Annotated in this window: 35 protein-coding genes; all 35 read right to left on the bottom strand. The window is 46.3% G+C overall.

All coding sequences use genetic code 11. The features are described 5' to 3' along the window. Positions 1–4: 4 nt before the first annotated feature. Complete coding sequence (locus tag MKX40_RS10735; RefSeq protein ID WP_278294830.1) at positions 5–133, bottom strand: hypothetical protein; 129 nt, start codon at positions 131–133, stop codon at positions 5–7. After that, positions 126–611, bottom strand: coding sequence for an accessory gene regulator B family protein (locus MKX40_RS10730; protein WP_339241439.1), 486 nt, complete (start codon positions 609–611; stop codon positions 126–128). The genes MKX40_RS10735 and MKX40_RS10730 overlap by 8 nt, the downstream gene beginning before the upstream one ends. After that, positions 604–1,266: a hypothetical protein gene (locus MKX40_RS10725; RefSeq protein ID WP_339241437.1), complete on the bottom strand. Its 663-nt coding sequence runs from the start codon at positions 1,264–1,266 to the stop codon at positions 604–606. Before MKX40_RS10725 ends, MKX40_RS10730 begins: the two co-directional genes overlap by 8 nt. Positions 1,267–1,344: 78 nt before the next feature. Beyond that, positions 1,345–1,677: a YolD-like family protein gene (locus MKX40_RS10720; protein ID WP_339241436.1), complete on the bottom strand. Its 333-nt coding sequence runs from the start codon at positions 1,675–1,677 to the stop codon at positions 1,345–1,347. 12 nt (positions 1,678–1,689) lie between these two features. Continuing rightward, positions 1,690–1,974, bottom strand: coding sequence for a hypothetical protein (locus tag MKX40_RS10715; protein WP_339241434.1), 285 nt, complete (start codon positions 1,972–1,974; stop codon positions 1,690–1,692). 162 nt (positions 1,975–2,136) lie between these two features. Then, positions 2,137–2,868 (bottom strand): N-acetylmuramoyl-L-alanine amidase, encoded by a 732-nt coding sequence (locus MKX40_RS10710; RefSeq protein WP_339241433.1) that lies wholly within the window; start codon positions 2,866–2,868, stop codon positions 2,137–2,139. Positions 2,869–2,882: 14 nt separating this feature from the next. Beyond that, positions 2,883–3,353 (bottom strand): phage holin family protein, encoded by a 471-nt coding sequence (locus MKX40_RS10705; protein WP_339241430.1) that lies wholly within the window; start codon positions 3,351–3,353, stop codon positions 2,883–2,885. Positions 3,354–3,374: 21 nt separating this feature from the next. Next, positions 3,375–3,563, bottom strand: coding sequence for a hypothetical protein (locus MKX40_RS10700; protein WP_339241427.1), 189 nt, complete (start codon positions 3,561–3,563; stop codon positions 3,375–3,377). 68 nt (positions 3,564–3,631) lie between these two features. Continuing rightward, positions 3,632–4,183 carry a copper amine oxidase gene (locus MKX40_RS10695; RefSeq protein ID WP_339241424.1) on the bottom strand — a complete coding sequence of 184 codons (552 nt, stop codon included), beginning with the start codon at positions 4,181–4,183 and terminating at the stop codon, positions 3,632–3,634. A 40-nt stretch (positions 4,184–4,223) separates the two neighbouring features. Continuing rightward, positions 4,224–6,341, bottom strand: a complete 2,118-nt coding sequence (locus MKX40_RS10690) for a prophage endopeptidase tail family protein (RefSeq protein WP_339241422.1) — start codon at positions 6,339–6,341, stop codon at positions 4,224–4,226. A 10-nt stretch (positions 6,342–6,351) separates the two neighbouring features. Beyond that, a complete protein-coding gene (locus tag MKX40_RS10685; protein WP_339241420.1) occupies positions 6,352–6,873 on the bottom strand; it encodes a hypothetical protein in 522 nt (173 codons plus the stop codon). Between the two features lie 48 nt (positions 6,874–6,921). Continuing rightward, on the bottom strand, positions 6,922–7,053 hold the full coding sequence (locus MKX40_RS10680) for a hypothetical protein (protein WP_315937635.1): 132 nt from the start codon (positions 7,051–7,053) through the stop codon (positions 6,922–6,924). Between the two features lie 55 nt (positions 7,054–7,108). Beyond that, a complete protein-coding gene (locus tag MKX40_RS10675) occupies positions 7,109–7,441 on the bottom strand; it encodes a hypothetical protein (protein WP_339241418.1) in 333 nt (110 codons plus the stop codon). A 5-nt stretch (positions 7,442–7,446) separates the two neighbouring features. After that, positions 7,447–9,255: a tail fiber protein gene (locus MKX40_RS10670; RefSeq protein WP_339241414.1), complete on the bottom strand. Its 1,809-nt coding sequence runs from the start codon at positions 9,253–9,255 to the stop codon at positions 7,447–7,449. Positions 9,256–9,268: 13 nt separating this feature from the next. After that, complete coding sequence (locus tag MKX40_RS10665) at positions 9,269–9,709, bottom strand: hypothetical protein (protein WP_339241413.1); 441 nt, start codon at positions 9,707–9,709, stop codon at positions 9,269–9,271. Positions 9,710–9,713: 4 nt separating this feature from the next. Next, complete coding sequence (locus MKX40_RS10660) at positions 9,714–10,274, bottom strand: distal tail protein Dit (protein WP_339241411.1); 561 nt, start codon at positions 10,272–10,274, stop codon at positions 9,714–9,716. Positions 10,275–10,278: 4 nt separating this feature from the next. Next, positions 10,279–14,628 (bottom strand): phage tail tape measure protein, encoded by a 4,350-nt coding sequence (locus MKX40_RS10655; RefSeq protein WP_339241409.1) that lies wholly within the window; start codon positions 14,626–14,628, stop codon positions 10,279–10,281. Beyond that, positions 14,618–14,893, bottom strand: coding sequence for a hypothetical protein (locus tag MKX40_RS10650; protein WP_339241406.1), 276 nt, complete (start codon positions 14,891–14,893; stop codon positions 14,618–14,620). Before MKX40_RS10650 ends, MKX40_RS10655 begins: the two co-directional genes overlap by 11 nt. Positions 14,894–14,916: 23 nt before the next feature. Continuing rightward, positions 14,917–15,333 carry a hypothetical protein gene (locus tag MKX40_RS10645; RefSeq protein WP_339241404.1) on the bottom strand — a complete coding sequence of 139 codons (417 nt, stop codon included), beginning with the start codon at positions 15,331–15,333 and terminating at the stop codon, positions 14,917–14,919. Between the two features lie 59 nt (positions 15,334–15,392). Then, positions 15,393–15,923: a hypothetical protein gene (locus MKX40_RS10640; RefSeq protein WP_339241402.1), complete on the bottom strand. Its 531-nt coding sequence runs from the start codon at positions 15,921–15,923 to the stop codon at positions 15,393–15,395. After that, entirely contained in the window at positions 15,923–16,108 is a 186-nt protein-coding gene (locus tag MKX40_RS10635; protein ID WP_339241399.1) for a hypothetical protein, read from the bottom strand. The genes MKX40_RS10640 and MKX40_RS10635 overlap by 1 nt, the downstream gene beginning before the upstream one ends. Next, a complete protein-coding gene (locus tag MKX40_RS10630; RefSeq protein ID WP_339241398.1) occupies positions 16,105–16,482 on the bottom strand; it encodes a minor capsid protein in 378 nt (125 codons plus the stop codon). Before MKX40_RS10630 ends, MKX40_RS10635 begins: the two co-directional genes overlap by 4 nt. Next, a complete protein-coding gene (locus tag MKX40_RS10625) occupies positions 16,482–16,889 on the bottom strand; it encodes a hypothetical protein (protein ID WP_339241397.1) in 408 nt (135 codons plus the stop codon). Before MKX40_RS10625 ends, MKX40_RS10630 begins: the two co-directional genes overlap by 1 nt. Next, a complete protein-coding gene (locus MKX40_RS10620) occupies positions 16,886–17,200 on the bottom strand; it encodes a hypothetical protein (RefSeq protein WP_339194582.1) in 315 nt (104 codons plus the stop codon). The genes MKX40_RS10625 and MKX40_RS10620 overlap by 4 nt, the downstream gene beginning before the upstream one ends. Next, a complete protein-coding gene (locus MKX40_RS10615) occupies positions 17,197–17,760 on the bottom strand; it encodes a phage gp6-like head-tail connector protein (protein WP_339241394.1) in 564 nt (187 codons plus the stop codon). Before MKX40_RS10615 ends, MKX40_RS10620 begins: the two co-directional genes overlap by 4 nt. A 2-nt stretch (positions 17,761–17,762) precedes the next feature. After that, on the bottom strand, positions 17,763–18,038 hold the full coding sequence (locus tag MKX40_RS10610; RefSeq protein WP_339241393.1) for a hypothetical protein: 276 nt from the start codon (positions 18,036–18,038) through the stop codon (positions 17,763–17,765). Positions 18,039–18,081: 43 nt separating this feature from the next. Further along, a complete protein-coding gene (locus tag MKX40_RS10605) occupies positions 18,082–19,290 on the bottom strand; it encodes a phage major capsid protein (RefSeq protein WP_339243016.1) in 1,209 nt (402 codons plus the stop codon). Positions 19,291–19,325: 35 nt separating this feature from the next. Then, the gene (locus MKX40_RS10600; RefSeq protein WP_339241392.1) at positions 19,326–19,934 is read right to left on the bottom strand and encodes an HK97 family phage prohead protease; all 609 of its coding nucleotides are present in this window, start codon (positions 19,932–19,934) and stop codon (positions 19,326–19,328) included. Next, positions 19,888–21,183: a phage portal protein gene (locus MKX40_RS10595; RefSeq protein ID WP_339241389.1), complete on the bottom strand. Its 1,296-nt coding sequence runs from the start codon at positions 21,181–21,183 to the stop codon at positions 19,888–19,890. The genes MKX40_RS10600 and MKX40_RS10595 overlap by 47 nt, the downstream gene beginning before the upstream one ends. A gap of 3 nt (positions 21,184–21,186) precedes the next feature. Then, positions 21,187–21,384 (bottom strand): hypothetical protein, encoded by a 198-nt coding sequence (locus tag MKX40_RS10590; protein WP_278298029.1) that lies wholly within the window; start codon positions 21,382–21,384, stop codon positions 21,187–21,189. Next, entirely contained in the window at positions 21,381–23,114 is a 1,734-nt protein-coding gene (locus tag MKX40_RS10585) for a terminase TerL endonuclease subunit (RefSeq protein WP_339241387.1), read from the bottom strand. Before MKX40_RS10585 ends, MKX40_RS10590 begins: the two co-directional genes overlap by 4 nt. Next, complete coding sequence (locus tag MKX40_RS10580; protein WP_339194600.1) at positions 23,114–23,647, bottom strand: phage terminase small subunit P27 family; 534 nt, start codon at positions 23,645–23,647, stop codon at positions 23,114–23,116. The genes MKX40_RS10585 and MKX40_RS10580 overlap by 1 nt, the downstream gene beginning before the upstream one ends. Positions 23,648–23,874: 227 nt before the next feature. Beyond that, positions 23,875–24,150: a hypothetical protein gene (locus tag MKX40_RS10575; protein WP_339241384.1), complete on the bottom strand. Its 276-nt coding sequence runs from the start codon at positions 24,148–24,150 to the stop codon at positions 23,875–23,877. Between the two features lie 14 nt (positions 24,151–24,164). Next, the gene (locus tag MKX40_RS10570; RefSeq protein WP_339243015.1) at positions 24,165–24,536 is read right to left on the bottom strand and encodes an HNH endonuclease signature motif containing protein; all 372 of its coding nucleotides are present in this window, start codon (positions 24,534–24,536) and stop codon (positions 24,165–24,167) included. Further along, positions 24,526–24,909, bottom strand: coding sequence for a hypothetical protein (locus tag MKX40_RS10565; protein ID WP_339241382.1), 384 nt, complete (start codon positions 24,907–24,909; stop codon positions 24,526–24,528). The genes MKX40_RS10570 and MKX40_RS10565 overlap by 11 nt, the downstream gene beginning before the upstream one ends. Positions 24,910–25,236 lie beyond the last annotated feature (327 nt).

Below are 25,236 nucleotides of genomic sequence, written 5' to 3'. Positions count from 1 at the left end.
CACACTACTTTTTTAACTTTTTAAGCGCCTCCGGCATTGGTTGTGATCCGATGAACACTTTCATGCTATCTACATTATCGGCAGCTTGCTTCTCGATTTTTAGTGAAAGCATTTTGGCTTTTTTTTCATTCATGCTGTTCACCCCCTTTCATTCGATGTATCCATACCAGTAATATTTGCGCGGCCAATACAAATACAACCTCGACTGATAGGATGCTTATGTTTGCAAGACAGACAATAACTATTGACCAACGTGATAGATCGGCATTGATCATCATGTAAAAAATGGATAAGAGTATGCTTAATATTACCACAGTAAATGTACTCATGGGAATTACAGGTGCCATGGAAAATAAAGACACCGATACGATAGTGCACATTGTCAAATTAAGATGCAGACCGCCAGTAATTTTCCGAGCAAATGCAAATGTACTCATAGCAATAATCGAACCTATTAAATGTCCAGTGAACCAGGATAAAATCAGAGTTAATATGATAGTGGCATTAAAGTTTAGTTTCCGGCCAACTTCATAGGCAATAACTTCCGCATCTGCTGGGGGATAAGCTCTCTTTATGGACATTGCATACTTACGAGAGATTGTTTCAATCAATTTGCAAATCCCTCCGGTTTGAGAAGTAATATGAAATACCGAAACTCAATAATGCAGCCGGAACCAACAAAACGATCATGTAGTTAAGCAATAGCATCATGGCAAATGAAACGAAGATTAGCACACCAATTGTAGTAATTAAAAGCCCTTTGTTTTTCTCATAATTGACTGCAATATTGAAGTCGTGCGGCGGTAGAGGTATGAATGAGAATCCCCAGCGGAACAGCGTCATCACAGATGCTACAATGTAGGCAATGCATATCGCTGTGATCTGAAGCAACTGCACCTTGTATCCATGTGTTTCCACAATGACTGCCTGGGCGTTTCCGCCGATAGCCATGTAACCCATAGCTAACGCTAATTGAATAGCAACATACGCGCTCATTCCCGCGCTAGACATGAGAGCCGCGTAAAATAGCTTGATCTCCAGTACATAACGCATAAAAAGTATAACCAGGAGCATTAAAACCGCAGTATCTATCATAGGTATTCCAATTACAATCCTTATGAAATAAGATGCTACTGCTGCTAAAATAGCAAAGACAATCTTTTCTAACAGTCTGTCCCTTACTGGCAAACGATAAAGCCTTAACATTAAAGCCAGGACAGCAAATACATCAAACGCGCCGATTAAGATATAAGCAATTACCCCCACTTAAAACCCTCCACTATAATAATGACTCAATTATAATAGATGGAGTGGCAATTACATAGCCAATTAAATACAAATACACTATGTAGAAGCCGATATAATTTCAATTAACTTGATCCATCGATATTCTTCATCTAACATCAATTTAACTTCACGCCGGGAGGTATTTAAACCTACAACCACACCGGATACAGTTTCATCATCGAATGGGCTGAACAACACCAAGTCAACTGTACAATTACTACTGTATGACTCCGCCAAAATTTCACTGATCCGCTGTATTTCCTGCTCATCTAATTCTGGCTTCACACGTCTTTTCTGTTCCTTGACGTGTGTCAACCAAGCCTCCTTATGTTCAGGCAATATCATTCTGGACGACTCAAACAATCCGTTTCCCGCCAACTTGATGCTCATGATAACCCCTCCTTAGTATTGGGTCCAGTAATCGGTGTTTCCTTGCGAACGAGTTGGTTCAACTTTAGGACGTTCCCCTTCGCGCTCCCAGCCTTCCAGAATGACGATATTGGCCGTGTCCGACTTATCATCCCAATGTATATACCTCTCTGCTATAAGTGTATCCAGTGCCGCCATAACATCAGGCTTATGCTTGCCAGTCTTAACCGTCAGCTCATGGACTGTTGGTAATCGCCGCCGCCCACTATTATAGTTGTATAAGATCCGAAGAACCTTTCTTTGATAATCCGTTAGCATGATATCACCTCGTGAATATTATATGCGAACACACGTTCTTTTATCAATAACAAAAAAAGGCACCTCCAGCTTTATGCCAGAAGTGCCTTTGTCACCGATACTTTCGGATTAAATTCCATCTTAATGCATTATTCAATTTTTGTAAATCCCAAGCGATTGGGATTATAGAGGTGTATCAAGTCTTGCAGTCTTGGTTGCCTTATCCCAATTGACCTTAGCTCCAGGGATGTTATCGCCTGTGGCTCTCAACGGGATTAAAACTGTTCCGCCATTAAGAACAGCCCCCTCGATTTCCTTGCCGTTAACAATGGCCGTTACGCCGTTATCCGCTTTACCTGAACTCGATTTCTTGGCTGTTAGGCCCAGATAGGTCGCGATTCCTTGGACGTGACCATCAATAATCGCTTCAATCACAATAGCCTGCTTTAAACGATCCGCATCGGACGCAACATCAATAAACAGGTTCTCGGTCAAAACTGCCGGCATTTTGGATTCGCGGACCATGTGAAGGTTCTGTGCTTTCTGCCCCCGATCTGTTCCGCCTAGTTTGGCCATAATAGCTTTGTGCAATGTGTCCTGAAGCTTAATACTATTCTGGGAAGCTGATGTATATCTGAACGTCTCAAACCCGCCCTTGCCCCCTCCAGCATTGCAGTGAATAGAAACAAGGATGTCAGTACCAGCAGCATTTGCTTTGACCGTCCGTTCCTTCAGCTCCAAGAATACGTCTGTCGATCTGGAAAGAAGCACCTGCACGTCCTCATATGCCGACTCCAGCCGTGCCTTAATACCGAGAGACACCTTTAATGCAATGTCCTTTTCTTGAAGCCCATTACCTACCGCTCCAGGGTCCTTACCACCATGTCCTGCGTCAATATATACTTTTTTCGTCATAGTACTCTCCCTTTCTAAACTGCCGGTTTTTGAGTAGTTGTTTCTTCTTGCGGTGGATCTGGGAGATTCGGATTTTCCGGGACTGCACTTCGAGACTCAAAAATCTTCACTGCATTACGCAACACATCTGGCATAGGGACGCCCATGCGACCCAAGTTTTCTGTGATGGACAAAAGCTCATTTGCTAAATAGAAGAAAATAACAGCATCTCGTATGATACCCGTTCCACCGGTTACGATAATATCCACAAAATACGAAATGGTCACCACCAAAAAAATGGCTGCTTTCCGTGCGATTCCTTCAAAACCTACACGGCTACGCAGCTCATGTTTAATCCAGGCTGCTGCCCATCCAGTTATCCAATCTACAACAACAAAAATCAGTAGTACATTAATCAAAATGCCCCAACCTCCATAGAGGTACCCCGCGCCAGCCCCTGCTGCTGCGGATACCATTTTAATGACACCAGACATCCCCTCTTGCATAGCAATCCCCACTTTCTCTCTCTATTTATCTGAAGCTGTATCTGAAACCAATCCCGCTAAAGCATCGCCTACCAACTGATCCACTGCCTGTAATATCTCTTGTTGTTTTTCTGCTGGGTGCATCCCGATGAACAATGAAATGATTTCGGAAATCTCTTCAACTGGTCGGGAAATATCAGCTGTTATCACTACTTGATGTGTCGCCTTCAATGTCTCGCCTCCTTTCGGGCATAAAAAAAGAGCCCGTGGGTAACGGACTCATTAGTGTGGGTATTTTGTTATTTGGTAGCTAGTGCCTCTTCAATAAGCTTTAATTCTGCATTGTGTTTTGCTATATCGGCATCATATTCTTTCAATTGCTTTGACCAGCCCTCAACAGCCAATTGGTTGTTTTGTTCCTCAGACTCTTCAAGCCATTTTGCTACTTGCGCCCGACTTTCCATAAGTGGCTCCAACACTCTATTGACGGTGCTTTCTTTTAGCGCTTCCAAACTGCTCTTGGTGTCTTTCATGTACTTATTATCGGAATTAACTACATCAGATTGACTTGTTATATTACTGTTTTCAGGACTGGATGTTATAAATATATTTTTCCCTTCCACCTTAACCTCAGCTCCTAACGCTTCAGACAAAGCCCGTGCAGGCACATTTGCTTTTGAGTCTATGACCGCTCCCTTATCCGTGAGCCTTTTTCCATCAACAGTAACTGTATATTCTCCTGTCACCTTTTTCCCAACCAAGCTTTTAACTGTATCGGCAAACGCTCCGCCCGCTGTCGAAACAACTAATCCTATCAGTACCCCACCTGCGATGTATGCGACCTTCTTCATATTCTCCTCCGTTTTGGTTCGATTTTCCTATTATGATACATTACGGAGTAGTGGTGGTAAAGGTTCCGCCACCTGTTCCTGGTAGGTTAGCGTTATTGCCATGGTTGTGATTCGCCGTTGTAACACTATGAGTATGGTTGTAAAATGCCCGTGACAGGTTGTCGATATTAGATTGAAGGTTAGCCAACTGAGATTGAAGGCCATTGATATTTGATATATTAATTCCGAGTATATTAGAATTTGCGAACGTTACTGATCCGCCAAAAGTAGTCGCTCCTTGGAGTCTGATAGGGTTACCCGTGCTGTTTGATCCGATTATTATCGAATTTCCGTACATTGTTAGAGTTCCGCTATTGAGATAAGAGTTTATTTCACCAACTGAAGAACCGTTCGCATCCCTAAAAATAAGGGCTGCCGCAGTTGCGTCTTCAGTTGTAGCAATCTGTATCCTTGTCCGGCCATTCGCGTCATAAGATCGAAAACCCTGAACATCCAGTTCAACACGCCGACCATTTGCCGCTGTTCGGATTAATGCCCCTGTGATCGTTCCGCCTTCAATCTCATTACCGATTATCTTTGATGCTCTAATTACAGAACTGAACATTTCAGAATTTTCTATTTCCCCGGTGAGTTTAATTGAACGTGCAACTACATTGCCCTGCATATCCACCCTGAACGGCGCTTGATTGTAATTAGCATGACCTGAGCTGATCCCCTGCGTGTTGATCTTAGTAACCAAGTTACCGCTACCAATAACCATAGAAACAAAATCACCCAGTACGCCCCGTATAGCCTCAGCCACCACACCGTTAGCTGTAATGGCAACCCTTGGCGTTAACCCTCCGTCTGTAGACAACATAATACCGTCTGACGTCAGAATGACCTGGTTCCGGGATATCGCCTTGCTCTGAAGCAATATGCCTCTCTGATCGTATATGATCTCTGTTTTGGAATTGTTGATATCAATTACAGCCTGTTTGGCGAACGTCTCAAATACGTCTGTACGAATCTTACCGCCAGATAGCAAGTCATTCATGATCCGCTTGGATCGTTCCAGGTCTGCAATGATGTCGTCATAGTCCTGAACTTTAAAGTTGGCCAGAACAACTTGTGTGTGCTTATCCATCGAAAACGGATACTCAGTCATTTCCATAACCCGCATTTCAATATTGGGCATTTCCATTTCTGGGTCATAGGCGTATACGATATCACCCATGTCCGGCGGCGACTCGATTCGGTCTATCTTATGGATGTCCGCAGCGTTAATGGCAATCTCGATTTCCGGAATCTCTTTCTTACGCAATTCCTCTCGGGTTGCCTTTAGCAACTTCTCAGGATCTTCGATATCCTGATCAATCATTTCGCCATCATAGAAAACGTTAGTTGTGTTGGTCCAGTACTGGGCGTAAGGCGATATCAGATAGTTGACAGTGAGTTTACCATTTTGGATTGCTCCTGGTACACCTTGCAGCAGGCTTAATTCCTCCGCTGTCAGATATGTTGTAGACATGCCAATAAACGTCCGGCCATCTTTCATCTGTGAATACATTCGGGTAACCAGATTGCTGCCTTCATCCTTGAACTGATCCTGAATGATATCCTTGCCTATCCGGTACTGCTTACCTTTATCCTCGCCCACTCGCTTACGCAAATGAATGGTGAAGTTATCTGCCCACACCTCAGCCCCATAGGATCTGACGATATGGTTGAATGCCTCCAGTGCCGTTGTACGGCCCCAATCCTTGATGTCCTGCAATTCAAATACGTCATCTACCCGAAACGTGTACTTGTTGTTCATGATCGGTGAGAGACGGGAAATCATTTGGCTGATATGGACCCCATATGCCTCTTCGAGATATTGGTCATAAGGCACTTTGAATTCATTCATCTTGAACATGATATGGGTACAAACGATCCTAGCCGTAAGTTTCTTGCCATCCCGAACACGTTCCCGCGTTTGGATCACATAATACTGGCCGTTCTCGTCCATCACATGGCCCTTGATCTTGATTTTCTCTCGGTAATCATCCGAAGTCATAGGCACAAAAAAAGACAGCTCATAATCAGAATTGAGCCGTCTACGCCGTTCTACCTCATATGCATGGGTTAAGAATCCCTCTGGTTTTAAATCCTTGTCCAGTACCTTCAGGTATTTCATGGACATCCTCCTAATACAAGAACCGGTCCCGGTGTGTGATTCTTAGCAACACCTGACGGTTTGTTTCTGGATCTGTATATGTGATTCGGTTATCGCCTACATTGAGATTGAAAAAATCACCTTCCATAAGGCCAGCCGCATTGATACCATTTTGAGTAATCCGGAATGTCTTGGCGTCGATCTCGATTTTGTCACCTGGCCGGAATGGTCCAGTGAATTCAAGAAACTCCACATGGTACCTACTACCTTTAGCGACTGCCCCAAAACCAATATCCATCACAGCCCGTTTGGTAATCTCCCGAATGAAATCCGCCTTGGTGCCAGCAGCTACATCCATAACAGCCCCAAATGAGATTTCACGGACAAAATCTCCTGCCGCTCCCGCACTGACATCCATAACCGCCGAACCCGTCATTTCCATCGTGGCTGCGGCAACGGCTGAACCGGATACGTCAGCAACTGCCCGGCCAAAGACGAATACGGATATTTGGCGGTTAAAGGCCATGCGGTTAAAAGCCCCTCTGTTAAACATGGCCTTCACCTCTCCATAAAAAATAGCGCTCCGATGTCGGAACGCCTGTTACACGATATTCCCGTTTTGGTCCATCTCTGCCGCTTCCAGCACGGCAGCCACTTTATCCCGGCTGCCTGTTGGCACTTGCTCCAGCTTGATCAAACCTTTATGAATCATCATTACGTATACAGCTAACATGGTGTCACCCCCTCTCATGAGTGCTACAACCCAACGGATCAACAACTGAGCAAGCTTAACCCTCATCAGGCAATACACTCAGTACCAGCATGTGAAGCTCCATGAGCGCTAATTGGTTCGCATTGCTTTCTGCCGCAAGCTGCTCATTACGTGATTCAGACTCCGCAAGCCTACGTTCCAGTTCAACGTAATCGGCTGGGCGGCTTGCCTTGTCCGCTTCATCCTTGAGCGCTTGATCCAACACCGGGACACCATCTTGCAAACGGTAATAGCCTGCGTTGATGCCAATCGGTAACGGTGTTGATAGTTCGGCTGGTTGATAACCCTCATGTTCGTATTGGATAACATCCCGAATGATGTCACCGTCTAACTGTAAGTAAAATAACATGCTATCTACCTCCAAATAATGATTGCGTCTTTTTCTTCGCCAGCCACGCCAGTTTCCAAAGCATAGCCCAAACTATTAGCGGATACAGCACCGGCTAGTGAGTTGTCGCTCTTGAATGCTTGTAGCGTTCTTTTGTACATAGTGATAAATCGGCTTCCACTGGAACTATTAGATGCCAGTGCAACTCGCATGCCATCTGGACTAAAAGCAACGCTAAACGCATTAGCTACGGGTAAGATTGCAGGGGCTGTCATTTTAGTAAAAGATACCCCTTTGCGTAAATAGGTAGTGAAAAAAGGATACCCCGCATGTGCTATGCCAAGCACATCTCCTTCTGGGCTCAGCGCAACACCGTCTGGTCTAGTCATCACTGCACCAGGCAAATCACTCATTTTGGTAAATACGTCACCTGACCGGGAATACAAACTAATGAACGGTGACCCTTCATAGGCTACTATTAGTATCCCATCGGAGGTAAAACATACGGCTCTTCCGTTACTGGTTGGTAGGGCAGATGGATTCGATATTTTTGTAAAAGTATCACCACTACGCTTGAAAATTGTCATGAATGGAGTTGTTACATGCGCCAAGACCAAATACTCACCGTCCGGACTAAATGCAACACCGTTAACCGTACTCGGGTGCCCTGTAGCTGTTAATTTGGTAAAGGTGTCTCCGTTACGTTTATAAACTGTAAGCAGACTGCCGCCGCTATGTCCTATGGCCCAGTACATCCCATCAGGGCTAAATGCAATGCATGTGGAGGTACCTGACGGTAGCACAGTAGGGTTAGCTATTTTAGAAAACGTATCACCGCTGCGTTTATAAATCGTAATGAATGGAGTTGTTGAGTGTCCGACAACCAAGTCCCCTTCAGGACTGAATGCCACTGCATACGCATCTCCAGTTGGCAGTACCGATGGATCAGGAAGTCTTGTATACTCCCCATTAGTTATTTTGTATATGGCAACAAAAGGCGATACACCTAAAGCAAAAGCCACGTATTTACCATCTTTGCTGTATGCGACACTTCTGCTGTAAGATCCAGGCGGTCTATCCGGTAAATCAACTACGTCACCAATAGCAATATTCGCATAGATGGGATCGTTACTATTGATGCTTTCTGCATAAGTAACCTTTGTTTTCACTTGGCCGTTAATTACCGTTGCAGTCTCAATCGTCCCGATCCCATCCGCAAGCTCTGCAAAAGAGTGTGGGGAAGTCCCTGCTACCGTTCCCCCTTTGACGATGACGGCGGTTTTGACAATCTCTTTCCCCTCATCGACATGTGTAAAAACCTCGTTGAGCGCATCAACCAGGTTGTCCTTGTCCGTGGTCTGTAATTCAGCCAGATTACCGACTTGATGTTGTACGGCACCTACAGCGGATTCCGTAGCTGCTATGGTATCCCTATCGCCAGTTGTGGACTTAGATAGTTGGACGATACCCTTATCTGTTAAAGATGCATCCTGTGGTGCAGGGATGTTTTCTAATCGCTCGTTTAAGTCCTCAATGTTGGCCTTGAATGTGTTGTGATCATAAGCCGAGAAAAATCGGGCAACCCTTGTCCCTGCCCCCCATGACTGAGCTACTCCTTCAAACGCTCTGGTTACACCTGTAAGCACATTCCCTGTCTTCTCGGTATAAAGTATTGTTTCTGCGTTTTCGTTAGCTGGATCAAGCACCAGTTGGTTAGGCGCAGGAGGTAATACCGAACCGTCCAGCACCGTGAAACTGGTCTGAGTATCGTCAATGTCTGTCGCCAGCTCCGTCTGCCTACTGTTGACGGCTGCCGGATACATTGTTTCAATCATCGTTTATACCTCCTTAGTTCAATCGGATCTCCACTTGCCCAGTTAAAAATTTAAAAATGTCATTGTTCAAAATGCTCCGTGGTGTTTCGAGCGTCCCAAAATAATAAAGGTTTCCACCTGTAACAGCGTCCCGCAGTCCAAAGTGTGTAACCGTGCCCCAATTGGCTGTCGCTACCGCAAAAGCTACATCTGCCGCTGACTTGATGGCCATCTTTTGTATGTTATTCATCAATACACCCGTGATCGGGTTAAACTCTTGAACTGTAATTTGAGCAGGTTCGGCAAAGGTTATCACTTGCCTGCCGTAACCTCCACCAGCCACCTCTTGCCCCGTGTCATTCCAGGTCGGATCGGAATTATAAAGAGCGACATATAGCCTATCTGGGAATGTGAATTTTTCCCCTCTTGCTGATACATTCAGTTGTTTGGTCGCTAAATATTTACTGATGTTCATCGGTTCACCCCTCTAATAAATATTCATTGGTCAGTCTCAAATTTCGGATCGTGGTAGAGCCTACATTGGTCAGGACCATCTTTGGAGGCGTGGGAATATCGCCTGAAGATGGAATATTAACTACCGCTGATCGTTGGGTAACAGTTGTTTCAAAAACAAATTCTGTGCTGGACTCCGGGAACGGATCGTACATCTTGAGTGGAAAATTCACCTGGTGATTCACCGAAGATTGATCGTAATCAACTGAATCCCGGTATTGGGCCATGTATCTCTTTTTGGGTATGTCCGAAAAGATCAACTCCAGATCCCCGCGTTTAGCATGAAAGATGTTCGCCAGCCGGTTCACAATGCCGTGATACTCGGTCCGGTCACCCATGACATAGAAACTCAACTCAAGTGGTCGGGTGGCATATGTTGATCCGAAATCCAGTTCTCCATCTCTCCCAGCGAGCTTGACCGTGTTTTCCTCAGCTTCAGGCAAGGTGGGCAATGTTCGCCCGACCAATACCGCGCCAAGTTCCGATATCCATTGCCCGTTCACTTTTACATCAATGTCATAACTCAAATCATCACCCCTTCATTCCAAGTCGCTGTAGACTCCGTGCCAACCGCTCTTTGCCATTGTTGTACATATCCATATCCGCCTTGTCTTCCAGCACGACTGTATCGGTGGACAGGTCAATATGGTTCGTTACCTGAGCGGCAGGCACCGGAGCCTGTTCGGGTTTGAGTGTAAGTTTTGGAACCTCCAGCAATCGGAATAGATTGTTGAGCTGGTGACGATTGAAAATTGCTTCTTCACCATGAACAACGGCCTGCATAGGCTGTCCAGGAGCACCCGGAACCACGCCGCCCACATCGAAACTATCCATCTTGCCCGTATCCTTATCAACTTTGTATAGATCACGTATTGCCTGATTGCGTTGAGCCAGTCGCTCCATTTCAGTTTTGTTCCCTGTCGCCTTGGCTGCGTTATATGCATCCTTGTTTGCGTTGTACTCCTGCAAATCTAGCGCCTGCTGCGAGTTTCCAGTCAGATTGGATACAGAGGACATCTTAGACTGATATTGGCTTACAAAGGTGTCTAGGTCGGTTAGGATTTGGTCATTAGCTTCTTTGCTCGCGTTGACTCGGAAATCTTGAACAGCGCTCTCGATCAATTTGACGTCATTCCCATGTTCCTCAAAAGCTTGGGACAATGCATCATAACGGGCTTCCGTTGCTGTTTTTTCGTCATCAAACGCCTTCTCTTGTTCGGATTTCTCATCCTCAAGCTTGTCTTTCTGATCTTCCAGATCTCTTTTCCGCAAGTCGCGCGAATGCTCAAGCTGCATACGTTCAATTTCAGCTATCAGGTCGTTCCGTTCTTTGATTCCTTCCGGACTTACTGCCGTACTAAGCAGATCCACCCGCGCCCGCTTCTTCGCAAGCTCCGTTTCATAATCCGCATCGCTGTTCGCTTCCTGCTCCTTCTTAACCAGATCATCAATGGCTTTGATCTTTTCATTTTGAGCATCCACAAATGCCTTTTTGCGCGCGTCAATAGCCGCTAGTTCGGCCTTCTTGGCATCGTTAACAGCGGTCTTCTGCTTCTTGAGCAGCGTTTCAGTTTCCTTTTGTGTTTGCTGTAGTAGCGCTTTACGGGTTTGATATACCTGTTCGTCAGCCTGCTTGTATAGTTCGGAATCCTTTTTGTATCGGTCCCGAACCCGCGTCCATGCCTCCAGCTTCATCTTTAAAATCTCTTGCTCTGTTTTCCCGGAATCCTCCATGCGGCGTTCTTCTTTGATGATCCATTCGGAAGAGGCTTGGTATTGTTTTCGTTCCTCAGCTTCAAGCTGCCGCGTTAGTTCCTTTTTGGATTGGTACACCTGTTCATCGGCCTTTTTGTATTGCTCCGAATCTTTTTTATACCGATCCCGGACACGCGTCCAGGCACTTAGCTTAGCCGAAGCCATTTGGACTTCCGTTTTTCCCGACTCTTCCATCCGGCGCTGATCTTTATCAATCCATTCCGCAGAAAATTCATACCGGGATTTGACACTATCCTCCTGCAGACGTTTGATCTGTAGATTCAAGGTACGCTGATCCTCTACCGTCTCTTTCAGATGCTGTTTGTGCTTTGAAGCAACCTTGTTGTACGCATCAATCTGTTTCTCAGCAGACCAATCATACATATCCGCCTGGTAACGTACCGTAGCCATTTCGGCATCAAAGGCTTTCTTCCTAGCTTCTGCGGCAAGTTCAGCATCGGATTTCCCTTTCTTCTCCTTCTTAGCTTTGGCCGCTTTGGCTTTCTTTTCTTTCTGAGGTTTGGACAAGTCAATGCCGCCGCCAGACACTGGTTTGAAGGCCTCGCCCGATGTTAGTGAATCCTTTGCTCGTTGAACCTCCAATAGATTCTGAGTAGCAATATTCTGTTTGTCATAGAGTCCTGTAAGTTGTTCGTCCACTCCGCCGTTAGCGAAGTTCTCGAACGTAGGGTTTGCGCTCACCCCGCCGATACCCGTGACCTTATTTTTGAACATCGGATTTGTGTTGTTGGCCTTACTGACGGCGCTCATTGCACGGGCCAGCGCTTCAAAGTTCTTTATCTGAGCTTCCACTGATGCTTTGTTGGCCTTTGCCATCGCTTCCAGGTGTGTCAGGTAGGCGTTGGCTGCTTTGGCCGACATATCAATGAAACTGCGCTCTGCGTTGATATGGTCTTCTATGATGTCGATATTTTTAATCGTGATCCGTCCGGATTCATCTTGCAGAGCATTCAAATCTGGATATTGCTTCTTCAGTTGCTCCGTGGTGTTGATCAATTCCTGCTTTTGGGATGCATCCAACGTCTGAGCTGAAGCTAATTCTTTGTATCTGGCCGTTAGCTTTTCCATCGCTTCGACCTTTTGGTACTTGGCCGCCAAATCAGTAATTTCGGCATCTTTCATTTTCAGTAGTGCCGGCACTGATTCGTCAATCGTATCTTTCATTTGCTCCAGCTTGATCTGCGCTTGCTCCACGCCATCAAAGCCCATATCCCGTAGCTTCTGATCCATTTCCGCTAGTTGATCGTTTATTTCAAACAACTCGTTTACCAATTGCGGCGTTCCCAAACCTTCAGATTGCAAGGCCTCAATTTCATTTAATCGTTCTTGGAGTACAGCGCGTTCCTCCAAAACAACGTTTAATTTTGCGGTTCGGTCTTGCAAATCCTGAACCTCTTGAACCGTTCTAGTCAAAGGACTTTTCCCAAGCGCTTGGTTAACTTCTTCTTGAGCCTGTGCGAATTGTTGAGCTGAGACAACCGCCTCATCTGTTTTGCCTCTGAAATAAGCTGTAGCCGCCGCAACTGCACCAATAGCAAGTGATGCAGCAAGCAATGGCGGAAATGCTACCTGAAGAGCAATCAACGCTGTGCGTAGGGCATACACAGCCACCGTTCCGCCTGCCACAATGGACGACATAGCCACGAACGCTACAATGGCATTCTGCGTGCTTGGACTCAAATTATTGAACGATAACATCAATCCCGTAACGAGGTCCGTCACTTGTCTAACTGTTGGCGCGAATTTGTCACCAATCGTTATCGCTACAGCTTCCATGGCGGATTTGAATTCCTCGATAGATCCTTTCAAGGTATCCATCTGTGTCTTGGCAAGTTGATCGGCAGCGCCGCCGGAATTTTCAAGCTCTTCAGTGAACGACTCCAATTGTGATTGCCCTGTGCTGATCAGGGTAAGGAAACCGGATGCCGCTTCTGTTCCCGCGATAGACGCAGCCACCTGAGCTTGTTGGGATTGGGTCAGCTTTTTAAATGATGTCTCGAATTGACCGATGATGTTTGCAAACGGAAGGATATTCCCCGCCGCATCCTTCGTGGTTACGCCGAGTTTATCCATATAGAATTGCGCTTCCTTGGTAGGCGTAGCCAGACGCAAGAGCATCGCCCTGAGCTGCGTACCTGCCATCTCACCTTGGATACCCGCATTGGACAACTCGCCAACCGATGCCGCAGCCTCTTCAATGGACATACCAAGTGATGCGGCAATAGGAGCCACGTATTTCATCGCATAGCCCAATTGCTCAATATTCGTATTACTTGAGGTCATGGCTTTTGCCAGAACGTCCACTACGCTTGATGTTTGATCAGCCGATAGCCTAAATCCGGTGAGGATGTTGGAAGCAATGTCGGCCGTGCGGGCAATCTCCATTTGTCCCGCCGCCGCAAGCGACAGCACGCCCGGCATGGCTTCCATGATCTCCTTGGTTTTAAAACCGGCCATCGCCAGGAACGACTGTGCTTCTGCGGCTTGGCTAGAGGTGAACACTGTAGTTGCTCCGAGCTCGATAGCTTGTTGCCTTAATAATTCAAATTCCTTCGCCGTGGCTTGGCTAATGGCCTTAACCTTTGCCATAGCCTGCTCGAACTGCGCGGACATATCTACTGAACTTTTAATCATTAGACCAACCGCTGCCGCATAAGCAACATAAGCTGCACCCACACCGTGGATCTCTTTGACTAAATCACTTGCAGAGGTTCCGGCCTGCTCAAACTGAATATCCATGCCTCCAATGGCCTCAGTCGTTGATTCGATAGCTTCTCCTTGCTCTTTGATTTGCTCAAAGATGCTACCAATCTGTTCCGAGCTTGCACCCATCGCCTGCAATTGTGATTCCAAGTTTTTGAGCTGCTTTTCAAGCACTTCCGGTTTGGCCGCGAGGAGTTCAGTTTTAATTTTACGGATCTCTTTTGAATCCACGCCAACATCGCGTAGCGACTTGGATACGGATCTGAAATCTTGGTTGAATTTCTTGGACTCATCCGTCATACTGCGCATGTCCTGCTTGGCTTCGTTCATCCCTTTTTTAAATCCGTCCGCATCTAGCTCCAGCTTAGCCTGGATACCGCCGACCGTTTCATTAACCGCCATGATTCCTCCCTCCGATCCGTTCGCGTAAGGCACGTAGCGCATGAGCGTCAAACTCATCTTTGTTTTCCTGTTGTTCCTGCAACGGCCACCCCAGCATGTCAACCAGCCCTTTGAAGCTTTCTTCTGTCATGTTCGGACCCATTGCAATGTGCAACTGCGCCATTCGATCCTCCGCAATCTTTTGGGTCTGCCGGAATAAAAGCATAGGCAAGTCTAAAATCTCGTACTGATCTCTCAGTACCTGCGGCGTCACCCCAAGCAGCAACGATGCCTCCAACATCCAGTTTGTTAAGGTGAGTTCTTCTTGGCTACGCCTTGCATTTTTTGCATGACCGACTGGATTGCGGCGCGGTACTTTTTTGCAGCTTCCTCCAGGTTGTTCTTTTCAATCGTGTATTTTAAAAAGTCATGCAATTGAACCAGGTCCGCTTCCCTCACTTCGTCCTCGCTCGCCTCTGAAAGGACCGCAATCAAGGATATCGCTTCTTCCATCGCCAATAAGCTGCCAACCATCAACGTAGGCAGAAACATTTCAGTATTGCGTGCAGATACGGCATTTGCGATAAGCTGAGGCAACGTCTCAACTCGCTCCATCATAGACAACCACTTGCCCACACTCAGGCGTGGGATCTCGACACGCTTGTCCCCAAAAAACACATGGTCCGGCGTTCCTGCAACGTTCTCTTTTTTAAATTTATTGAACATAGGGTCCTCCTTAAATGACAAAAGCGGAGCCATTGGCCCCGCTAGTCAGTTTTTTTATTCTACACAACCTCTGGATCACCGAAACTAATTAACTCTCCTGATGCTAACGGGAAGCCTTTGAAAGTAATATTGGTGATCAATTCGTTATCGTAGTCATAGGTGTAGTTCAAATTGGCGCGAGGCGCAGCTTTTGGCAATGTAACGTAGTCATCCGGTGTAGCATCTTCAGATAGTGGAATGATCGTCAATACCTTAGCGTATTTGATTAGATCGATAACCTTCGTTGCATTAACCGAAACTCGCTTCTTATTCGGATCGGTTGGATCGACTATCAGTGTTGATCCTGGAAGAACAGCCTGAAGTTTCTCAGGATCATACTCACCGAACGGAACGGCAACACTGGCCGCCCTTCCTGTGATAATTTCTTTAAGTGGAGTTGTACCCGTCTGGTCCATTACCACTTCGCGTGACGTTTCTTCGTATGTGAGCACCACACCGCCTTTGGTTGTTTCGAACGTAATGGCGTTTGCCCCTTCACCGAAGACGATTTTGCACGGGCCAAGTTTGATTTTCTCGGCATTAACTGTCATTAGGATTGTCCTTCTTTCGTGTTAGATTTTGTTTCCTTTACTTCCTCGCCATAACCCAGTGACACCATCTTGTCGGCCGCTTCATTAGTCAATTCGATTGTATCGCCTGTAACCTTGATATCTGGCTTTTCCTTAGTGCCCATGTTGACTTGGATATTTTGTTTAGTCAGTTTGATCTTCTTCATCCCATCACCACCAATGTAAAGTTTAGAGAATACAAAAGCCGATCGTTTTCGTCCCTGCCCACATAGAGCGGATTCGATTGATCGGCTGTGCATTCTCTTATTAAGCTGCCACCGGCATAAAACTCCCGGCGTTGATGCAAATGGTCATACAGTTCATAGGCGTGCTGTTCAATCCGTACCGCTTCTTTTTCTGGCCCTCTCACCAATATCTGCATGGAAGGCTGTTTCCTTGGCGACCAATCAGACGGAGGATATCCACCAGTCAGACGCACCCAGGCTGCTGAATCTGGCGACCCAGTCGGAAATTCATTGGCGTAATACCTGAAAGGCTTCTCAGATTGCAGCATGTCCGCTAGTTGCTTGGGTTTTAGCATTACAAATGCATCTCCTTCTTCACTTCATCCGCGATGATCTTCAAAAACCGTCTGGATCTAGCCTTTAACGGACGCTCCAGAAACTTAGGGCCCGTCCCTGGTGTTGTCGGGTCGAAGTCGGCAACCTCATGAAGGAAAAGAGCATAGTTAAACTGATGGCCCGATTTCATTGCCCGAGTGGCTGAATACGATAGTGTTGCGGTGATTCGAAGTCCTGACTTCGTTTCAACTTCGACTCGTTGCGAACGCCGCAGTACCCCTCCCTTTCCCTTTGGTGCCAATCCGTGGGATTCTTCACCCAATTCATCCACCGCTAGCAAAACACCGCGCTGGGCCGCTGCAACCGCCCTGTCATTCAGCAAATCCAACTGCTTTAGAAAAGCACTTGCGTTGATTTCCATGCTCATAAATGGACCACCGTCATCATGAACTGTCCTTCCAAGTTTCGCGGCACCTTGTAGGAGATGATTTTCTTGGTCTTCTCCGTGCCTGCTGGTTCAGTGAATGTGACTTCATCACCGTATCCAACCGAAACTATTCCTGGCATACGAATATGGACAGAACTTGTTACTTCCTGCCCATTCTCGCCTATAACCCGCTGTGTTGCGAATGTAACCCTCGCCCGGAACGCTTCCGGCTGATCTCCTGAAGATCCTCCTGCCCACGGATCACTGCCGTCCGGCTTGCGCTTGATTTTGACAACATCCCTATACATCATCCCAACCTCCAAACGTGACGGTCACAGAGCGCTTGAATGGCTGGAGGCAAGTCGGTTTCTCGCTCAGCCTTATCGAACGTTGCTGTGTACTCGCCATCGATCCGTTCAGACAATTTGCCCCACTGGCCTGTGTGCATCATCTTGGCAAGCATTAGACAGGCCATTTCCAGCGTGTTTGGTAGTGTGGATGGGTTAGAGTCTGGATTATCACTTGGAAGCTCGTAGCCGCCAACGTAGGAGGCCAAAATCTTATATTCACCCCTAGGCCATCCCTCAGACCTGAACAATATTCCATCATCTAGTTCTGTATACCCGACTACTGGCCCATGTGGACCTGTTATTTCAGTTATTTCATGGATCGGGAAATTCCGAAGGGACAGATGTTTGGATTCTGTGCCGCTACGGCGCTCTGTGTATGTGCTCTTTGCGAACTTTCGTCTACAATGGCCCTCAATGGCATCAGACGCAGCAAGCAAAGCGAACATTAATTCATCGTCCTGGCTGTTATCTGCGTCAGGGATATAGAGCATCTTTTTTAATCTACTGACGGTTGCCAGCATGACTATTCCTTGTCTGCCTTACTATTGGTTTTGGATTCAGGCTCTGCCGGATCAGGATTTTTATCATCCGGTTTCACCGTCACTTCATCATCCAACGTCTTCCCTGAATCATCATCCGTAACAGGTTCGCCAAGATATCCGAATTCTTTGAGATACTCAGCCCGATCCTGATCATCTGTCTCATACTCCGACCCAACCGGATATTTCTTCTTTGTCTCTTTATCCCTAAAAACCTCTAAAACGGGATATTTCAAAATTTTTGCAGTTGCTTTAGCCATTGTTTTTCCCTCCCAGAAAAGAATAAAAGGCGGTTATCCCGCCTTAAACGATTGCCGAAACGTCAAGTTGACCAAATACAGCCGCACCCGAATCCCAAGTCTTGATGTCTTGGCGCATGATAGCTCTCAGGTCGGTTGTATCACGGGTAAAGGCGCTGCCGCCCTCTTTAGTGCTTGCAAGCTCATAAAACTTGCGAGAGTACAACACTAGGAGCTGTTTCAGGTCTCCGACAATAAACGGAGCTGTTCCCCCTGCTGTATCCCCTGGAAGCATTCTGTTCGAAGCTACGACAACCTGACGGCCTTTGAACAGCTTTTTCCCTGGCTGTGTAATGTCATCAACCAACAGGTATCGGCCATTAGCATCCTTCTGTTCGTCCAACCAAGCAAAGCCATGTTGATTCGTCAGAATAATGCTGCGTTCGCTGATGGCCGGATCAAGACCAAGATTTATTACTCGTTTTACTGCATCCAAATCCGCAAGTGGTTTTTTAGCCAGCTTGTTCAGTTCTGTCATAATCAGCGAGTTCCGAGTTGCCACAGCCTTTTTACCAATCCACGTACTGATGTAACTGATAATATTTTGATCCGAATCGGCCAGCAGTTCGTTTGTTAAAGGGAGAATGCCGCCGCGTTTCGTTACCGCGTATTTCAATGGAATGAACTGAGGTGTGTCAGATTCCGGAATTACCCCATATTCCTCAATCAATGGGAACGGTACATATTCGGCATCTTTTTCAATTACACGGGAGCCGGAAAGTGTAGCGACTTCTTCAACAGTGATGTATTGGCTCAAATCAATAAACTGACGGGAAACCGTGTTGATCCGAGTTTGAATGTCCTGCGGAATGATCAGTGAAGCATCCCCGGTTGTCTGACCAGACACGCCGCCCTCATGCATAACCGCTCTACGCTCATATTCAGTGATAATGCTGCGTTCTTCTGAACTGACATCACGGCGTCTTACACCTTTCATGAAAACACTGCGATATTCTTGTTCAAGCTCAGCGTCTTCGCGTTTGGTCAGATTGTTCGGTTCGCCCAGAGGCTGCCCGCCGTTATTACCGTAATCGCGTGTTTCGTCTTCCTCCAACTCCCGCAATACATTAGCTTTCTCTTGCATTTTACGAACTTCTGCCATTTCGTTATTCGCTTCCGCTGTCTTATCTTGTGAAACCATGGTACGAATTTCTTGTTTCTTTTGTTCAATTGCGTCTAAAAGAGCGCGAAGTTCTTTTCTCAAATGAATCACCTCATGAATTATTTGGTCAAACAAAAAACTGGCCTTTAAATCAGGTCCAGTTCCATCAAGATATTTTCTTTTTCAGCATTCAAGCCTGCGCGAGCTTCTTCAGCCTTGAAGTCTTCCAAGGATCGAGCTGTTACCTCATTGCTTGGATATGCCGGGAAAGCAACAGGGCTGATTTCGAACAAATCGGCATTTAAGATGCTGCGCTTGTAGACCTTTGTTCCATCATCGCGCTTCTCACTGGACCATTTATCCTTCGTCACTTTCATCCCAAATGACATCCCGTCTACGTCACCACGTTGAATCAAAGCCCAAGCGTCATTCCCCACGGTTGTATCCGGTATATCCAACTCAAAACGCAGTTCAGTTAAACCATCGTTTAGACGCAATGTGCCTGACTTGGTATTCCCAAGCACTTGGGAAGTATCATGACTCCACAAGCCAACAACCCCACGATTTTTGATACTGTCCGTGAATGCACCGGACGCAATCTGTTCAACGAATGTATCTCCGTACCAATCTCGCATCTCATTGGAATCAGTATCGTATTTGATTGAACCGGTTATGGTCCGTTTGCCGTTTTCTTCATCAGCGCGAATTTCAAGCGCTACCGGGAGAGCTCTTGTCTCCTTTGTCGGCTTTGGCATCGTCTTTTCCAGTTCCTTCACCCCCTTTCTTATACTGAATGCCTGCATTTTCGAGTGGGATCACATTGCCGTTAGCGTACAATCTGTTTCCTCCTGGCATCGGTGGTAAGTTTTCTTTTGCCCTCGCCTCATCAGGAGACATGATGCTACCTTTTACAGCTTTGTCCAAAGCGTCCATCCGCGTTTTGAAATCAGCACGCAGCACAGCATCCACATTGAAGCGCACAAAATACCCATCATCGATTTCACGGTCCAAAAATAGCTTCCGTGTAATCTCTTGTTCATACGTGGTCAAGATTGGCAACATGGTATCCGTATAAAATTGCTGTTGTTGCTGCTCGTTATTGCTGTGCGTGGACCGATCCAGATCATTCAGTTGATGCATCTTAATTCCAAAAGCCGCAGCCAGCTGCCGAATGGTCAGTTCCGTATTCTCAAGAAATTGGGCATCCGTCATACTCATGCTGATCGGCGTAAATTGATACCCGAATGGCAACAGCGACACCCGATGACTGTTTTTCAAACCTGATGACATGGATTCAAACTGTTCTCGGAACACTTTTTTTGCTGGTTCGTCTAAACTGCCCGTGTATTGAATTAAACCCTTGGTCTGAAGGCCATTTTTGTAGAAGTTATTAATGAATTTCCCGGCTGAAGCCGCATTTTCCACTGTCCCTCTTAAGTACTCCATTGTCGGCACCCCAACAAGTCCATCCAGAGTGACGTTTCCTAAGAAGTGAAGCATCTCATGTGCTGGGATCTTCCTCAATTCTCCACCCGCATTAACCTGGTACCATAACTTGGTCTGTGTGTTCAGTAAACCAATGTCATCAATAATTACGGTTACCTTTTCCCTGTCCAAGGGCCATAGGGCAACAACCTTGCCTGTTCGTTGATCGAATTCAATATTGGCATAGGCGTTCCCAAATGCTCGTGAAGCTTCCAGCGCCTTGAAAAAGTTGATGGAAGACATTAACGGGTTAGGTTGCAGCTTAAGAAGCGGATACAGGTAATGCTTCGTGCCTTTTGTAATGTCATTTTCATCCGATTGGTATATCTTTAGTGGCAGTTTTGCCACAGTTTCGGATAATATTTTGATGCATGTGTATACTGTTTCAATCTTCATAGCGCCTTTTCCGCGCACGTTAACCCCAGCCGAATCAATGCCAAGCATCTCCAGAAGTTTTCGGTCATTCAATCCAACTTCGGTCGGCACGCTGCGTTGTTCGAGCACTTTCCTGAAGAACATTTATCAATCACCCCCTGTCCGGCGCGGTGGTAATCTAGCCATAAAAGCCACAAGGACACCCGCAACCAAACAAAATGCTCCGGTGCAGTATAGCCCCGCCGTAACGCTGATGCGATAAGTTGCTAGGTTGATAAGCAATACACCCAGCAACAACAAATAATCCTCCGCAAAGTCGCGCAGGAACGTTACGATTCTATTCAATTTCCATCACCCCACAGTTGTTTCAACATATCTTCGTTCGCAAACTCGGAAACATCCATTTTCGGTTCCGCGAAAATCGCCCGGACGTGCGCATCAATGGTTGCCGCTACCGGATCAATCCGATTGGTGGACTTCGCTTTGTCCAGCAATACGTTTTCCTTTTGGTCAACCTTTAAAACTGCATTACTCATTGCCCAAGTTAACAACTGGTCCTTCTCATGGACGATTTTCTTTAGCAGTACCAATTCTCTGAAACCTTTGATTGGCTCCGACAACGTTTGAATACCTTGTCTAATTTCTACAATCTCGTACCCGCGTTCAGACATCTGAATGGCGAATTGCGTAGCTTGGTAAGGGTCATAACATACTTCTTTGATCGTACATCCCCATTCCTCTGAAGCCTTAACAATCCAATTTTCGATGTAAGTCTGATCTACAACAGGACCTGGTATAACTTCAAGCCAGCCTTTTTTGATCCATAGATCATATGGAACCTTATCCGTTTTCTTCTTGCGAACTAATGTGTCTTCGGGAATGAATGAACGTTGCCTAATCAGATACCGACCATCCGGTAATTTGAATTCAAATACAGCAGATGAAAGATCTGTTTTCATGGACATATCTACGCCAACATATGCTTCAAGCTCTTGAACATCATGTATTTCTTCCGTCCCGCAAGCAGCCCATGCATCCATGCGCATGTATTTTTTCGCGCCGCCATTGACCCAAACGTTCATGTTTTTTGTCAGAAAATCGTCCATCTTCTCAGGTGCATTCAACGCATTCTTCAATCGGTTCCGTATGCTTGTCCGGCCTACTTCGTGAGATGCAGCGATAGGATTCGCCTTTTCCCAAACTGATTCATCGGTAATGTCATCAATTAGATTTCCGTCTTCGTCCTTATCTAGCTCGTTGACCATGGCAAAATAGGATTCATTCTCAGTGCCTTCGTCATTCGGATCGAGCAAACGAGAAACCATCTCGTATTCTATTCGATAACATGGGCTATTCAGGTTTTCCCCAGCTGTTGTAATGATCATCATCAACGGCTGAGTCCTTGAAATCATACCCGAATCGATTACGTCATACATTTCCGTGGTTTCATGGGCATGGTATTCATCCACTATGCCGCACTGAGGATTCAGACCGTCACCTTTTTTCCCGTCTTCCTTGCTCAACGGTTTCATGATGGAACTACTTTTCAGGTGGTGGATTACGCCATAAGTTGTTTTGAACTTCGAACGTAACTCCGGGCACCTTTCAATCATGATTTTGGTTTCATTCCATACTATTTTGGCCTGATCTTTCTTCGTTGCGGCGCAATATACCTCCGCCATACCTTCACCCATGGCAGCTTCTTCATACGATCCAACTACGCCTAGGCTTTGAGATTTAGCGTTTTTACGACCCACCTGCCAGTACGCATAACGAAAACGGCGATACCCAGTGTCTGCATTGACCCATCCATATATGTTCCCAAAAATGAAATACTGGATCTCATGCGGTACAATTCGTTCGCCCTGTAGCGGCCCTTTTGTATGTCGGAATAAGTTCATCCATTCGAAGAATCGCATGGCCTTGTCTTCATCGAAAACGTAAGGAAAATCAGGCGTGTTCTCCCGACCAATGTCCTTTATGAATCGCATACACGCCCATATGTGCTTCTGACACGCTACGACATGCCCGTCAATTACATCTCGGGAATAGTCGATCAAATATTGCTTGATCACTACACATCCCCGAACCTTTCATCAAACTCCGTTGGCCCCTTTTCCTCTTTCTTCGGCACAACCAGTTTGCACCTCGAAGAAATTGTCAGACCCAAGTCACTCGCAGCTTGACGGCACTGTTTGAAAAACTTGTCCTGGTTAAGCGTAAGGTCTGCGTAAATACTACTAAATATCTCTACCGTTTTTGTACCTGGAATCAACTCTCCGTCCACGCTGTCATCTTCCGATTGTTCATACTGCACAATCGGGCTTCGATTCAGCAGCTCGTTTGTAACCTGAAGGTAGAGCTTACGAGAAATCAGATAACGGCATAGGGCATCCACATCCAGATTGGACATGATTCCGATGGCAATCAACTCATCCGAAATCTTCTTGAAATCTCGGCGCAAATCTTTTGGCAAATATGATGGTGCTCGTATTTTATCGGATGGTGCTTTTATCTCGGCGGACTTCCGTTCCTCAATTTCTTGCTTGGTCAGATTCTTCTGTCCCTTGTACAGCAATAAGTCAATCGGTTGACGCGGCCTCGCCATGACACCCCCTCCCTTCTGTTTTTCTGGAAGCTAAATCCAGCGCCAACCCTAATTCCGAAATTTCATTTAGGGAATTTTTTTTACACGAGACGCCCCAGCCGGTTTTCCACCCCGCCCTGCGAAATTTCTGACACCCCCCTGCCCCCTTTTGGTTTCGTCCAGTCATTCGCCTTCAATTTTATTAGAGGGCTTAGAAGGGCTTTTCTGTCCGTCTGGTGACGTGTGCATTATTTCAACACATTCAGAACGAGTCTGCTTTCTGCAACTCGCATTTCCCACTCATCGCTCAGCTTGTCGCCTCTCAATTTAGCGTTGTAGTCTTGCCATAGTCTGAAGGCATGGAACGCTGGATGATGAAGCGGATGCTTTGGATTCATGTCACTGGTGTATTCTCTCAATTCCCTGTTTAAAGCAGCTGAGAAGATCGCCCATTTATCTGCATCCGGGTTTGTCTGTTGCTTATCAAACTCTTCGGTCAATTCGTTATAGTATCGCTTGATCATTGGCCTACCTCCATTCATGGCCTTACATCGTTGCCAAAGCCGCCATCCTTGGTCACAGTCTTGATGTCATGACACCTCTTACACAATGCTTGCCAGTTGGTTGAATCCCAGAACAATGTGTCATCGCCTTTATGTGGTGTGATGTGATCGACCACAGTAGCCGGCGTTCCTTGTCCTTGTGACTCGCAGTCGACACAGATAGGATGCTTGCGTAGGTATCCTTCCCTTGCTTTACGCCACTGCCCGTTATATCCACGTTGTGTTGATGTGCCGCGCCTTTGGTCTATCTCTCTTGCTCTTTGCTTCTTGTGCGCTGGACAATAAGCTTCACCCGATAGCTCAGGACATCCCGGATGATTGCATGGTCGTTTGAGTTTAATCGGCATTGTCAAGTGTTTCGCGTGATCCAATCAGGTTCATTAAACCGATTATGAAGTCGCGCACAGTAGCGGCTAAGTCCGGCACGCCTTCAACGAGAATAATTTCATCTGCTTGGAACTCAAACTTAGAAGTCATTCTCCCGGTTCCGAATCCGATTTCGGCATTCACCCTACAACTGCTGATTTCTTGACGAATAAATCCTTGGTCTGCCCTAATCTCTCGATAGGTGAATTCTGCTGCCAGGATCGCAATGGAACAGCTAGACTTTAGTGGGAAGTACTTGCCTCCACAACTTCTGCATTTTTCACTCATTGCTTGTTGCCTGTCCCAGATCCTGCGACCACATCCATCACACTTGTAGCTGTAGCTTATGCTCACTGTTCATTCCTCCTATTCTCAATGATTATTGAAGTCTGCATCTCGTGGCTGGGTTCCCGTTGTAGTGAAGCATCTGATTCAACTGAAGCACGCGCCGCAACATAAGCCATATCATTCTTTCTCTGCCAGCAACCTCCACCGTTGTGCCTTCCCTTGCTGCTGGCAACTTAACTTTTAGTATCTCGTCTCTCTCAGCAGTCAGTGACCTTACTCCTTGTGGTGTTAACCATGTGAGCCATCTACGATCCTTTGCCCTGCTGTTCCTCCTTCTGACATCTTGGCCTCTTACACATCTGAACTGATCCCGCCCATTCACCCCAAACGCAG

Source organism: Paenibacillus sp. FSL R5-0517 (assembly GCF_037974355.1).
Taxonomy (GTDB): domain Bacteria; phylum Bacillota; class Bacilli; order Paenibacillales; family Paenibacillaceae; genus Paenibacillus.
This window is presented reverse-complemented; position numbering and strand designations above follow the sequence as displayed.